Genomic DNA, 13,159 nt, shown 5'->3' on the forward strand with positions numbered 1-13,159 from the left:
GGTGACGGGCAGTGTACGCCCGGTGGCCACCGCGTACGCCGGGTGGCGAAAGACCGCGCAAACATGGCGTTGTAACGCCGCTTCAACCCCCGGGGCTCCGGGAACAAGACTTCCGGGCCCACCAGTTCGGGCCCGGGGCCATCCCCCCTGGCCCCCGCAGAGCCAAGTCCCGTCGCACTCCCCCCGGCGCCGGGACTCTCCCAAGGCCGGGCTTCGGCGTCCCTCCCCCCGGGCGCCGGGGCCCGGCTCTCTTCATGCCGCCCGGCAGTCCTCGTTCGACAGGGAGCTGGAAGGCGGGCCACCCCGTACCTGAACCACGGGGTGGCCCACCAGATGGCAGATTGTGTCACATGGGCATAGCCTGCCGGGCGTGAGCAGCACCACCCCGACCCCGCCGCACGCCTCGCTGACCGAGCGGCGCAAGGCCGAGACGCGGATGGAGATCGCCCGGGCGGCGGCCGGTCTCTTCGTACGGCACGGCCTGCGTGCCACCCGCGCGGAGGACATCGCCCAGGCCGCCGGTATCGCCCCGCGCACCTTCTACCGGTACTTCGCGACCAAGGAGGAGGCCGTCGCCCCGCTCTACGCGGCCGGCGCCCAGCGCTGGGTGGCGGCGGTGCGGGCCGCTCCCGCCGAGGCGGGCGTCCTCCAGGCCCTGGAGGAGGGGGTCCGCCACACCCTCACGCCGGGCGTCGGTGTCTCGGCGTCCTCCTGGGAGTGGGTCCGCACGCTCCTGCGCCTGGCCGAGGCGAACCCGTCCCTGCGCAGGGTGTGGGCGGAGGTGTGCCAGGGGTCGGAACGCATGCTGGGGGAGGTCCTGGCGGAACGGGTGACACGTGTCGGGCCTGCCGCCGAGGGCTCTGCGGGGGAGGGCGACGGCGACAACGTTGCCCCCACGCCGGGACCCGAGGCCCGCGCCGTGCCGCAACCGCGCTTCGCCGCAGCCGTCGCGAGCGCCGCCGTACGGGCCGCCCTGGAGGGCTGGGCGGAGGGGGACGGGCCGGTGGAGGGCCCGGGCAGCCCGGCGGAACTGGCGCTGCGCAACCTCGCGGCGCTTCGGGACTTTCCGTGGGGGGCGTGAGGCGGGGCTGATACAGCCGCTCGAACTCCGCCCGGACGTCGTCGACGGCCAAGAGCAGCAGCAGGGCGTTCCGGAGGCTCCCGGGGGGCTCGGGGGCCAGTGGTTCGCGGGGTTCCCGGGGTTCCGGGGAGGGGGGGGGCGGAGGGCCCCATCCGGCCGTGCCGCACGGCTCACGCCTCGCCGACGCCGCACCACAGCGGCCCGCGGACCATGACTCGGGAGCCCCGGCGCGACGGTCAGGCCCTGCCGGTCGTACCTTCCGCCGCCCTGCTCAGCCGTGCCCCCAACTCCCGTACCGCCGTCACCAGTTCCTCCGGGCGTCGGACCGTGAAGTCGCACTCCAGCATCGCGAGGCGGAACGCCACCCACTGCACGGCGTCCCCCACGGATCCCCGCAGCAGGCTGCTGTTCTCGTCCAGTGGCTCGGGCGTGCCCAGCCACTTCGGCAGCCGGGCGGCGACGAAGTCGGCCGGCGCGGCGAACACGACCTCGAAGTCGTAGGACTCCTGCTGCCGCTGCATCGACTGCCGCAGGTACTCCGCCGCACTCCCCGTCGGCAGCTCGCGCGGCACGAACCGCGCGCCGGTGGCGAACGGTTCGCTCACCCGGTCGACCCGGAACGTCCGCCAGTCGTCCCGGTCGATGTCGTACGCCACCAGGTACCAGCGCCGCCCGGTCGACACCAGCCGGTACGGCTCCGTCAGGCGACGGGACTCGGCGCCGTCCGCCGCGCGGTAGGCGAACCGCAGCCGCTCGTGACCGGCCACCGTCGAGGCCATGACGGTCAGCGTCTCGGGCGCGATGCTCGGCCCGTCCCCACTGGTCAGCGGGGTCGTCGCGGCCTGGAGGGTGGTCACGCGGTGGCGCAGCCGGCCGGGCAGCACCTGCTCCAGTTTGGCGAGGGCCCGTACCGACGCCTCGTCCAGGCCCTCCACGGCGTGCCCGGCCCCGGCGCGCAGCCCGACCGCGATGGCCACCGCCTCCTCGTCGTCGAGGACGAGCGGTGGCATGGCCTTGCCCGCGACCAGCCGGTAGCCGCCGTCGGCGCCCTTGCTGGCCTGCACGGGGTAGCCCAGCTCGCGCAGCCGGTCGATGTCCCGCCGGACCGTGCGGCGGGAGACCCCGAGGCGGTCGGCGAGCTCGCCGCCGGGCCATTCGCGGGGCGTCTGGAGGAGGGAGAGGAGCGTCAGCAGCCGGGCCGGAGTGTCCGTCGTCATACCGATGAGGATGCCGTAGCAGTAGGACAAGATCTGACCTAATGGGCCACTAGCTTCGCGGTATGACCTCCACCGAGCAGACCCACAGCACCACCGCGGGCGGCGGGAGCGACCGCCGCCGCTGGTTCGCCCTCGCGATCGTGATGACCGCGGCCTTCATGGACCTCGTCGACGTCACGATCGTCAACATCGCGATCCCGTCGATCCAGCGGGAGGAGGGCGCGTCCTTCAGCCAGATCCAGTGGATCACCGCCGGATACGCCCTCGCGTTCGCCGCCGGGCTGATCACCGGCGGACGGCTCGGCGACATCCACGGCCGCAAGCGGGTCTTCCTCGTCGGCATCGGCGGCTTCACCGTCGCCTCCGCGCTCTGCGGTCTCGCGGTGAACCCGGAGATGCTGGTCGCGGCCCGCTTCCTGCAGGGCGGCATGGCGGCGCTGATGGTGCCGCAGGTGCTGTCGATCGTGCACGCGACCTTCCCGGCGCACGAACGGGGCAAGGTCTTCGGGCTGTTCGGCGCGGTCGTCGGACTCGGCGCCGTGTCCGGTCCGCTGCTGGGCGCGCTGCTGACCGAGTGGAACCTGTTCGGGTGGGGCTGGCGCTCGATCTTCCTGATCAACCTGCCCGTCGGTGTCGCCGGCCTGATCCTCGGCGGCCGTTTCATCACCGAGTCCAGGGCGCCGCGGGCCCTGAAGCTGGACCTGGTGGGCGTCGCGCTGGTGACGCTGGGGCTGCTGATGCTGCTCTACCCGCTGATCCGCGGCCGCGAGCTGGGCTGGCCGGTGTGGGGGTACGTCTCGATGGCCGGCGCGCTCGTCGTCCTCGCGGCGCTGGTGGCGTACGAGCGGCGCAAGAGCGCACGGGACGGCTCCCCGCTGGTCGAGCTGTCGCTGTTCCGGGTCAAGAGCTTCGCGGCGGGGATCGCCGTGCAGACGGTCTTCGGTGTCGGGCTCGGCGTGTTCTTCCTGGTGTGGACGCTGTACATGCAGGTGGGGCTGGGCTGGAGCCCGCTGAAGGCCGGGCTGACCGGGGTGCCGTTCTCGATCGCGGTGTCCGTGGCCGCCGGGATGTCGGTGCAGAAGCTGGTGCCGCGCTTCGGGCGCAAGGTGCTCCAGGCGGGCGCGCTGGTGATGGCGGCCGGGGTGCTGCTCTACATCTGGGAGTCCGCGCACTTCGGCCTCGCCGTCACCCCGTGGCAGATGGCCCTGCCGCTCGTCGTGATGGGCGTCGGCATGGGCCTGATCGTGGCGCCGCTGACCGACGCCATCCTCTCCGAGGTGCCGCGCGAGCACGCCGGTTCGGCGTCGGGGCTCATCAACACCGTGCAGCAGATGGGCAACGCGCTCGGGCTGGGGCTGGTGTCGGTGGTCTTCTTCGGCACGATCTCCGAGCACCTGCGGCCGGAGCAGGTGGGTCCGGCCTTCGCGGACGCCTTCCGCAACGCCCTGGGCTGGGTGGCCGTGGTGATGGGCGCCATCTTCCTGCTGATGTTCGCGCTGCCGAAGCGGCCCGCGCAGCACCTGGAGGGGGAGCAGCCGGTGGAGCAGAAGGAACCGGCGCTGGTCTGACGGCGGGGAACAGGCTCGGCGGGGAACGGGCTCGGCACCTCGGGTGCCGGGCCCGTCTGTATTTCTGATCATGCCCGATTGGGTCCGAACCTGTTTACTTTGCGGAAATCTCGGCGTAGCCTCCCGCTGAAACCACACGTTCGGGCACGAGGCGGAGGCGAACAGACATGTACGCACCGGAGCGGCAGCAGGAGATCCTCCGGCTCGCCCGTGACGGCGGCCGAGTGGATGTCGTGTCGCTGGCCGAGGAGTTCCAGGTGACGGCGGAGACGATCCGCCGGGATCTGAAGGCCCTCGACCGCGCCGGACTCGTCCGCCGGGTGCACGGCGGAGCCATCCCGGTCGGGCGCCTCGACTTCGAGCCGGACATCGCCGAGCGCGAGTCGACGGCGGCCGACGAGAAGGACCGCATCGCCAAGGCGGCCCTCGCGGAACTGCCGAGCGAGGGCACGATGATCCTCGACGCCGGTACGACGGTGGCCCGGATGGCCGCCGCCCTCCCGCTGGAGGCCTCGCTCACCGTCGTCACGCACAGCCTGCCCATCGCGGCCCGCCTCGCCGACCACCCCGGCCTCCAGCTCCACCTCATCGGGGGGCGCGTACGGCACCGCACGCGCGCCGCCGTGGACGCCTGGGCGCTGCGGGCCTATGGCGAGATCCGCGCCGACGTGCTGTTCGTGGCCGCCAACGGCTTCTCCGCCGAACACGGCCTGACCACGCCCGACCTCGCCGAGGCCGCCGTGAAGCGCGCGGCCGTGGCCGCCGCCCGCCGCGTGGTGCTGCTCGCCGACTCCTCCAAGCACGGCCAGGAGCACTTCGCCCGCTTCGGCGACCTGAGCGATGTGGACCTGCTGATCACCGACAGCGGGCTGAGCCCCGAAGACACCGTCGCGATCGAGCGCGGCGGCACGGAAGTAGTGCGCGCATGATCCTCACCGTCACCCCCAACCCGTCCCTGGACCGCACCTACGAGGTGCCGTCCCTCGACCGCGGCGAGGTCATCCGCGCCACCGGCGAGCGGATGGACCCGGGCGGCAAGGGCGTGAACGTCTCGCGCGCGGTCGCCGCGGCCGGGCAGCGCACCGTGGCGGTCCTGCCCCTGGGCGGCGCCCCCGGCGCGCTCGTCGCCGACCTGCTCGACGCGCAGGGCATCGAGGTCGCCCCGGTCCCCGTCGCCGGGGCCACCCGCTCCAACATCGCCCTCGCCGAGGCCGACGGCGTCCTGACGAAGATCAACGCGCCCGGCCCGGAACTCACCGACGCCGAGCGGGAACTGCTCCTGGAGACCGTACGGCAGCAGTCCGGCGACGCCTCCTGGATCGCCTGCTGCGGCAGCCTCCCGCGCGGCCTCGCCCCCTCCTGGTACGCCGAGCTGGTCGCCCGCACGCACGCGGCCGGGGCGCGGATCGCCCTGGACACCTCCGGGCCCGCGCTGCTCGCGGCCCTGCGCGAGCGGCCCGACGTCGTCAAGCCCAACGCCGAGGAACTCGCGGAGGCCGTCGGCCGCCCCCTCGCCACCGTCGGTGACGCCGTGAAGGCGGCCGAGGAGCTGCGCGAGAAGGGCGCCCGGGCCGTCCTCGCCAGCCTCGGCGCCGACGGACAGCTGCTGGTGTCCGACGAGGGCGCCTGGTTCGGCAGCGCCCGGGTGGCCGCCGTCCGCAGCAACGTGGGCGCCGGCGACTCCTCCCTCGCCGGTTTCCTGATCGCCGGCGGCAGCGGCCCCGAGGCCCTGGCCTCCGCGGTCGCCCACGGCGCGGCAGCCGTCCAGCTGCCCGGCAGTGTCATGCCCGAGCCCGGGGACCTGGACCCGGCCGCGGTGACGGTCACGGCGGACATCCCGGCGGACCGCGTGTTGAAGGAGCCGGTGTCATGACGTACCTCGAGCTGCCCGGACCGGCCCGTGAGCGGCGAGCCTCCCCGTTACTCCCCGCTCCCACCCCCGTCACCCCCCACCGCACCCCCGTCCCCACCCCCGCCCACCCCACTGACCGGGCGATACGCGTGCTAAGGAGCCCGCGATGAGCGACATGATCACCGCGGACCTGGTCGATCTCGACCTGTCCGCCGACACCAAGGAAGCGGCGGCGCGTGCCCTCGCCGAGCGCATGGTGGCCCTGGGCCGGGTGACCGACCTGGACGGCTTCCTCGCCGACGTGGCCGCCCGCGAAGCCCAGATGCCGACCGGCCTCGACGGCGGCATCGGCATCCCGCACTGCCGTAGCGAGCACGTCACCGAGCCGACGCTCGCCTTCGGGCGCAGCGCGGCCGGCATCGACTTCGGCGCCGCGGACGGCCCCGCCGATCTGATCTTCCTGATCGCCGCGCCGGCCGGCGCCGACGACGCCCACCTGACGATCCTGTCGTCCCTGGCCCGGCAGCTGATGAACAGCGAGTTCACCGACGCACTGCGCGCGGTGGGCGACGCGGCGGCCGCGGCGGCGCTGATCCGCGGCGACGAGCCGGAAGCGCCTGCCGAGACGCCTGCCGAAGCACCTGCCGAGACGCCTGCTCCGGCAGGTGCCGAAGACCCCGTGGCGTCGGCGGGAGCGGCCTCTTCCGCCGCCGCCACGGTCACCGACGACGACGCCGCTCCTGGTGAGGAGCGCCCGTTCCGCATCGTCGCCGTCACCTCCTGCCCCACCGGAATCGCCCACACCTACATGGCGGCCGAGTCGCTGGAGAACGCCGGCCGTGCGGCGGGCGTCGAGATCACCGTCGAGCCCCAGGGCTCGGCCGGCTTCACCCGCGTCGACCCCGAGGTCATCGCGGCGGCGGACGGCGTGATCTTCGCCCACGACGTGCCCGTGCGGGAGAAGGAGCGGTTCGCCGGCAAGCCGACCGTCGACGTCGGCGTGAAGGCGGGCATCAACCGCCCCGCGGAACTCATCGCCGAGGTCCGCGAGAAGGCCGCACGCGGCGAGGTCACTTCCGGCTCCGCCCCGGCCACCCCGGTGGAGCGCTCCGGCGACTCCGGCGAGGGCTACGGCACGAAGCTGCGCAAGTGGCTGATGTCCGGCGTCAGTTACATGGTGCCGTTCGTCGCGGCGGGCGGTCTGCTCATCGCCCTCGGCTTCGCGATCGGCGGCTACGAGGTCAAGACGGCGCCCTCGGTCATGGAACACTTCGTGTGGACCCAGGCGGACAGCTGGGCGGCCCTGCTGTTCCAGATCGGCGCCGTGGCGTTCGGCTTCCTCGTCCCGGTCCTGGCGGGGTACATCGCCTACGGCATGGCGGACAGGCCCGGCCTGGTCCCCGGGTTCGTGGGCGGCATGATCGCGTCCACCATCAGCGCCGGCTTCCTCGGCGGTCTCGCGGCCGGTCTCATCGCCGGCGGTGTGGTGCTGGCGATCCAGAAGGTGAACGTCCCGGCGGCGCTGCGCGGCATCATGCCGGTGGTGGTGATCCCGCTGATCTCCTCGGCGATCGTCGGGTTCCTGATGTTCGTCGTCATCGGCAAGCCCATCGCCGAGGCGCAGAAGGGCATGACCGACTGGCTGGACGGCCTGTCCGGCTCCAACGCCATCCTGCTCGGCGCCCTGCTCGGCCTGATGATGTGCTTCGACCTCGGCGGTCCTGTCAACAAGGTCGCCTACACCTTCGCCACCGCCGGCATCGCGGTGTCCAGCCCCAGCGACTCCGCGATGAAGATCATGGCCGCGGTGATGGCGGCCGGCATGGTCCCGCCGCTGGCGATGGCCCTGGCGACGACCGTGCGCGGCAAGCTCTTCACGCAGACCGAGCGCGAGAACGGCAAGGCGGCCTGGGTGCTCGGCGCCTCCTTCATCTCCGAGGGCGCGATCCCCTTCGCCGCGGCCGACCCGCTGCGCGTCATCCCCGCCTCGATGGCGGGCGGCGCGATCACCGGCGCCCTGTCGATGGCCTTCGGCGCCACCCTGCGCGCCCCGCACGGCGGCATCTTCGTGGTCCCGCTGATCGGCAACCCGCTCCTCTACCTGGTCGCCATCGCCACGGGCGTCTGCGTCACCACCGCCCTGGTGATCGTCCTGAAGGGCATGCGCAAGCAGGCCCCCGGCGCCGCACCGGCCTCCGGCGAGACCACCGCGGCCCAGGCGGCGGAGCAGAAGCAGCCGGTGGCGGCGTAGGGACCTGGGCCCCTTTGGGGCACTGTGACCCGTTCATGCCACCTGCGAGATAGATCACGAAAATCACGGCCCGGGACCGAAGTCCCGGGCCGTGGTGTCTACTGGGGCGCATGCCCGAGCACGTCTCCCGGTGGCCCGAAGGCCACCCCCTCCCCGCCCTCCCGCAGCAGCGGCAGTCGGGCCCCCGGTCGGAGTCCGTGGAGCTGACCTCCGAGGAGAGAGACGCCTTCGCCGAGCTGGTCCGTCAGCTCGGCGACAGAGACGTCTAGGGCCCGCCCGGGGCCTGCCTCAGGAGAGCTGGGCCGCCCGCCGCTCCATCGCCTCGCGCGCCGCGTCCTCGCTGGCGTACACCTCGCACATGTGCCGCCCGTCCGGCGTCGCCGTGTGCTCGACCTCCCAGAGGGAGATCTCCGCGCCGTCACGCAGCAGGAACGCGTGCTCGTAGAGGGAGAAGCCCAGCCCCGCCCGCCCCGCGCGGCACGGGCGGCCGAAGGCCTGGGTGATCTGGTGCCCGGACGCCGTGGCCAGCAGGGCCGCCGTGTCCGCGCCCGGCCGGTCCGCGTTCTCCGCCCGGCGCAGTAAACGGCGCGCGTGGTCCGCGGAGTCGTCCCGGGCGTAGGCGTGCCGCGGCGTGGCGACCGGGGACAGCTGGACCGTCACCGGCAGTTCGAAGTCCGGGGCGTCCGGGGGCAGCGGCAGCCGCGTGGTGGCGGCGCGCAGCTCCTCCTCGTCGACGTACACCTCGTGCTGCGGCTCGCTGCCCGGCGCGGTGTTGTGGACGAGCTCCCACAGGGTGAGCGCCGAGCCGTCGGCGAGCAGCCAGGTGTGCCGGTACGTCTCGCGGTGCAGACCCGCGCTGTGGTGCGCGGAGTGCAGCGAACCGTCGTGCGCCAGCGCGCAGTCCAGCAGCCTTATCGTCTCGTCCGGCAACTCGAAGGAGTTCAGGGCACGGCCGAGGAGTCGCGCGAGGTGCTCCTCCGGAGACTCGGGCGAGTCGTGGGGTTCGTACGCTGCCGTCTCGTACGGAACGCTCAAGGTTTCTCCCGGCGTTGCTGCATGTCACCTTGTGGGTGCATACCGTAGCCCCTCGGTCGGACATCATGTCCGGGAACCGAGAAAACGTACGTCCGGGAAAACGCGCGGGCCGCGCGAAAAGTTCCCGCGCGGCCCGGTCTGTCCGTCAGAAACCCCAGTTGGGGCGGTACTTGGAGTCGATCATGAGGCGCTGCCCGCGACCCACTGGCTCCACGCCATGTTCCATCCGTTGAGCCCGTTGTCCGGCGCCACCGTCTTGTCGGGGGAGTTCTTCACGATCACCACGTCCCCGATGAGGGAGTTGTCGTAGAACCACTTGGCGGGCGTGTTGCCCCCGGCGCCCTGGACGTCCGCGAGGCCGACGCAGCCGTGGCTGGTGCCCTGGCGGCCGAAGGGCGGATTGCCCTTGTTGTACCAGTAGTTGCCGTGGATGAAGGTGCCGGACGTCGTCAGGCGCATCGCGTGCGGCACGTCCGGGATGTCGTACTCACCGCCCAGCCCGACCGTCTGGCTGTTCATCCGGGTCTGGACGAACTTCTCCGAGATCACCATCTGCCCGTTGTACGTGGTGTGCTGCGGGCTGCCCGCCGAGATCGGGATCGTCTTGATGGTCCTGCCGTCCCGCACGACCGTCATGGTCTGGGTCTTCGCGTCGACCGTGGAGACCTGCGCACGCCCGACCGTGAAGGTGACCGTCTTCTTCTGCACGCCGTAGACGCCGTTCGCGCCCTCGACGCCGTCCAGGTCGATCTTCATCGTGACCTTGGAGCCGGCCTTCCAGTACTCCTCGGGCCGGAAGTCGAGCCGCTGCCCGTTGAACCAGTGCCCCACGACCTTCTGCCCGCTGCTGGAGACGACCGTGATGTGCGACTGCACGGCCTTGCGGTCGGTGATGGCCTTGTCGAAGGTGAACGACACCGGCATGCCCACACCGACCGTGGTGCCGTCGTCCGGCGTGTACGTCCCGATGAAGCTGTTCGCCGACGTCACCGTGGTGAAGATCGAGTTGGCCGCGGCCGTCCGTCCGTCCGCGTCCTTCGCGGTCGCCGATATCTGGTACTTCGTGCCGCGCTCCAGCTGCTCCTTCGGCTTCCACGCCTTGCCGTCGGCGGAGACCGAGCCCGGCACTGTCTGCCCGCTGTCCGCCACCGTCATCTTCACGTCGGTCAGCTTCCCGTCGCTGACCTTCACGCCGGTCGTGTTGATGGAGGCGCCGGTCGAACCGTCCTTCGCCGAGATGGCGATCTTCGCGACGGACGTCTTGGCGGCGCCCTTGCCGCCCTTCTCGTCGTCCTTGGCGTTGGCGCTGCCACCGCAGGCGGTGAGCGTCAGGGCGCCGACCATCAGGGCGGCACAGGCCGTCAGTGTGCGCCGCGCTGCAATGTCCGGCGTTGTCACGGGCTGCTCCCAGTTCATGTGATGTGCGTGATCCGCTCCAGTACGTGAGGGAAGAGGGGACGGGCGGCCGGTCGGGTTCCGTCCGTGCGCGGTGAACGCCGTCACGTGACAGAACCGCGACAAAGTCCCGGTCCGCTGTGCATCCGCTGTGCGCCCCGGGCCGGTTCAGCGGCCCGCGTACAACTCCCCGTACGACGGCCACGCCCCACCCGGCCCGTCGACCGACTCGGCGGCCCGGACGGCCCGCACGATCGCCCGGGTCACGACGTCCGCGCCCGCGGCGAGGACCTCGTTGAGGGCGAGCGGGTTCGCGGCGTCCAGGGCGCGGTCTCCCGTCGCCAGGGCGAACACCGTGTCCCCGTCGTTGAGGAGGTGCACCGGACGTACCGCGCGGGCGATGCCGTCATGTGCCGTACCGGCCAGCTTCTGCGCCTGCGCCTTCGTCAGGTCCGCGTCCGTGGCGACCACCGCGAGCGTCGTGTTGAGCGGGGGAGGAGCACTCCGCGCGGCCGTCTCGGCCAGGCGCCGCCGCGCGGCCTCGTGGACCCGCGCCTCCGGGTACTCCACCCGCCCCTGGAACAACTCCCCGTACAGCACCCCCGTCTCCGGATCCACCACCGACCCCGCCGCGTTGGCCACCACCAGCGCCGCCACCGTGATCCCTGAGCCGAGCACGGTGCTCGCGCTGCCGACGCCGCCCTTCACCACCCCGACCACCGCCCCCGTGCCGGCGCCCACGCACCCCTGCGCCACCGGCGCGCCGGCCTCGCTCGCCGCGGCGGCCTCGACCGCTGCCCGGCCGGTGGCCGCGTCCGGCCGGGCCCGGAAGTCGCCGCCCCGCCCCAGGTCGAAGACGCAGGCGGCGGGCACCACCGGCACCACATGCGCCGGGTCCGCCCCGACCCGGATCCCGCGCCCCCGTTCCTCCAGCCAGGCCATCACCCCCGACGCCGCGTCCAGCCCGTACGCGCTGCCGCCGGTCAGCACCACCGCCTCGACCTTGCGCACCACGTTGCGCGGATCGAGCGCGTCCGTCTCCTTCGTGCCCGGACCGCCGCCGCGCACGTCCACCGCGGCCACGGCGCCGCCCTCCGGGGCGAGCACGACCGTGGTGCCGGTGAGCCAGCCGTCACCGGCGCGGGTCGCGTGCCCCACGCGCAGGCCGGGGACATCCGTCAGAGCGTCAACCAGAGCCTCAACTGTCATGGCGCACAGTCTCGTCCAGCCGCCCGCGTCGGCGGGCGCACCGAGCCGCTCGGCGATGTCGGCCCACCACCGCGGCGCCCCTCACCCGGCCGGCGTCGCCGGTCCGCTCTCCCGCGCGTCCCGGCGCACGGCCGACGTCTCACCCGCCGCCACCGACAGCGCGCAGACCACGCCCGCCGCCAACACCGCCCAGTCACCCAGGAACGTGCAGCAGATCACCAGCAGTGCCGTCGTCGGCAGCACCAGCTGCTGGGTGAAGCCCGCCTTGAAGTGGCGCGAGTGCAGAGCCCACAACGTCAGCAGGTAGAGGGCCGTCGGCAGGGTCACGGCGGCCGACGCCGCCAGCGTGGAGATGTGCGCCTCGCCGACCGTCTGCTCCACCGCCACCTCCAGTCCGGCGCCGATCGCGGCCGCCGAGGCGAAGACGAGGTAGTGCCCGTAACCCCACAGGAACGCCTGCCGGTTGGAACGCAGATGGCTGTGGACGGGCACCACGAAGTAGAGCCACCACGCCGCGAAGATGACCAGCAGACCGCCCGCCGCGATGGGGAGGAGCTCGCCCAGCGCGTCGTTCTCGTCGACGCCCGACTTCACCGCGATCGCGGCCGCCGCGATCGTCTCGCCCAGCACGATGATGGTGAACAGCCCGTACCGCTCGGCGATGTGACGCGGATGCCAGGCCGTGGTGTATCCCCGCTCCGCGAACGGCGGTACGCACATCTCCAGCAGCGCCATCACCAGGAACCACCAGGGCCGGGCCCCCTCCGGCAGGAACAGCAGCCCCAGCCAGCCGACCTGGCACAGCAGGACCCCACCCGAGTAGCGCAGGGCCGTCGTGCGCTCCGGGCCCTCGCTCGAACGGGCCGCCCGCAGCCACTGCGCCACCAGCGCGAGCCGCATGATCGCGTAGCCCAGCCAGACCACGAGGAACTCGTGCTCCTCGAACGCCCGTGAGACCCCCGCCGCGAGGACCAGCACACCCGCGATCTGCACCAGCGTGACGACCCGGTAGAGGACGTCGTCGTTGTCGTACGCCGAGGCGAACCACGTGAAGTTCATCCACGCCCACCACAGGGCGAAGAACACCATCGCGTAGTCGAGGATCCCCTCGCCCGCATGTCCCTCGGCCACGGAGTGCACCAGCTGGACGCCCGCCTGGGCGACGGCCACGACGAAGCACAGGTCGAAGAAGAGCTCCAGCGGCGAGGCCGTCCGGTGCGCCTCGTCGCGGCCGCGGGCCCGGAGCCTGCGCAGGGGGCCCCGGCCGCCGGAAGCGCCGGAGGGGGCGGGCGGGGGAGTGGTGCTGGAGGTCATGATTCCCAGCACAACAGAAGGCGCGGGGTTTTTCTCCGCGACCGTACCCTGGACGCATGAGCACCGCTCCCGATTCCGAGCCGCGCGAGCCGAAGCCCGCGCTGGTCTTCGACGACCCGCTCGACCAGCAGTCCTCCGACGACACCGACCGGGGCTGGGGCGAGCGCACCGACTCCGGCGGCGGCGCGGCCGACCTCAGGCGCTTCCTCGACGAGAAGCCGCCCCACCACCTCTGAA

General features: G+C 72.7%; 12 protein-coding genes. 7 read left to right on the top strand and 5 right to left on the bottom strand.

From position 1 onward, the window contains the following. Nucleotides 1-370: 370 nt before the first annotated feature. Nucleotides 371-1,081 carry a TetR family transcriptional regulator gene (locus ABZ386_RS31175; RefSeq protein ID WP_351339034.1) on the top strand — a complete coding sequence of 237 codons (711 nt, stop codon included), beginning with the start codon at nucleotides 371-373 and terminating at the stop codon, nucleotides 1,079-1,081. Nucleotides 1,082-1,317: 236 nt separating this feature from the next. Here ABZ386_RS31175 and ABZ386_RS31180 read toward each other — a convergent pair whose 3' ends face one another. Beyond that, nucleotides 1,318-2,298: a YafY family protein gene (locus tag ABZ386_RS31180; RefSeq protein ID WP_358966913.1), complete on the bottom strand. Its 981-nt coding sequence runs from the start codon at nucleotides 2,296-2,298 to the stop codon at nucleotides 1,318-1,320. A gap of 62 nt (nucleotides 2,299-2,360) precedes the next feature. Here ABZ386_RS31180 and ABZ386_RS31185 point away from each other — a divergent pair, with 62 nt between their 5' ends. The 5 genes from ABZ386_RS31185 to ABZ386_RS31205 all read left to right on the top strand — a co-directional run bounded on the left by ABZ386_RS31185 (nucleotide 2,361) and on the right by ABZ386_RS31205 (nucleotide 8,238). Beyond that, the gene (locus ABZ386_RS31185; protein ID WP_355722192.1) at nucleotides 2,361-3,866 is read left to right on the top strand and encodes an MFS transporter; all 1,506 of its coding nucleotides are present in this window, start codon (nucleotides 2,361-2,363) and stop codon (nucleotides 3,864-3,866) included. 167 nt (nucleotides 3,867-4,033) lie between these two features. Beyond that, nucleotides 4,034-4,795 carry a DeoR/GlpR family DNA-binding transcription regulator gene (locus ABZ386_RS31190; RefSeq protein WP_358966917.1) on the top strand — a complete coding sequence of 254 codons (762 nt, stop codon included), beginning with the start codon at nucleotides 4,034-4,036 and terminating at the stop codon, nucleotides 4,793-4,795. Then, nucleotides 4,792-5,739 (top strand): 1-phosphofructokinase, encoded by a 948-nt coding sequence (gene pfkB, locus ABZ386_RS31195; RefSeq protein WP_355722188.1) that lies wholly within the window; start codon nucleotides 4,792-4,794, stop codon nucleotides 5,737-5,739. The genes ABZ386_RS31190 and pfkB overlap by 4 nt, the downstream gene beginning before the upstream one ends. 145 nt (nucleotides 5,740-5,884) lie before the next feature. After that, on the top strand, nucleotides 5,885-7,969 hold the full coding sequence (locus ABZ386_RS31200; protein ID WP_358966920.1) for a fructose-specific PTS transporter subunit EIIC: 2,085 nt from the start codon (nucleotides 5,885-5,887) through the stop codon (nucleotides 7,967-7,969). 110 nt (nucleotides 7,970-8,079) lie between these two features. Further along, nucleotides 8,080-8,238: a hypothetical protein gene (locus ABZ386_RS31205; RefSeq protein WP_351339105.1), complete on the top strand. Its 159-nt coding sequence runs from the start codon at nucleotides 8,080-8,082 to the stop codon at nucleotides 8,236-8,238. A 19-nt stretch (nucleotides 8,239-8,257) separates the two neighbouring features. Here the strand turns inward: ABZ386_RS31205 and ABZ386_RS31210 are convergent, their stop codons facing one another. From ABZ386_RS31210 to ABZ386_RS31225, 4 genes are all read right to left on the bottom strand, one after another. Then, entirely contained in the window at nucleotides 8,258-9,004 is a 747-nt protein-coding gene (locus ABZ386_RS31210; protein WP_114253586.1) for a DUF6227 family protein, read from the bottom strand. 180 nt (nucleotides 9,005-9,184) lie between these two features. Next, a complete protein-coding gene (locus ABZ386_RS31215; protein WP_355722180.1) occupies nucleotides 9,185-10,402 on the bottom strand; it encodes an Ig-like domain-containing protein in 1,218 nt (405 codons plus the stop codon). A gap of 165 nt (nucleotides 10,403-10,567) precedes the next feature. Beyond that, on the bottom strand, nucleotides 10,568-11,608 hold the full coding sequence (locus tag ABZ386_RS31220) for a P1 family peptidase (RefSeq protein WP_358966923.1): 1,041 nt from the start codon (nucleotides 11,606-11,608) through the stop codon (nucleotides 10,568-10,570). A gap of 81 nt (nucleotides 11,609-11,689) precedes the next feature. Next, entirely contained in the window at nucleotides 11,690-12,922 is a 1,233-nt protein-coding gene (locus ABZ386_RS31225; RefSeq protein WP_356617425.1) for a low temperature requirement protein A, read from the bottom strand. 56 nt (nucleotides 12,923-12,978) lie between these two features. Here ABZ386_RS31225 and ABZ386_RS31230 point away from each other — a divergent pair, with 56 nt between their 5' ends. Continuing rightward, the gene (locus ABZ386_RS31230; protein ID WP_114253583.1) at nucleotides 12,979-13,158 is read left to right on the top strand and encodes a hypothetical protein; all 180 of its coding nucleotides are present in this window, start codon (nucleotides 12,979-12,981) and stop codon (nucleotides 13,156-13,158) included. Nucleotide 13,159: the final 1 nt, after the last annotated feature.

Origin of the sequence: Streptomyces sp. NPDC006140 (genome assembly GCF_040628815.1) — a bacterium.
In the GTDB taxonomy this organism is placed as follows: Bacteria; Actinomycetota; Actinomycetes; order Streptomycetales; family Streptomycetaceae; genus Streptomyces.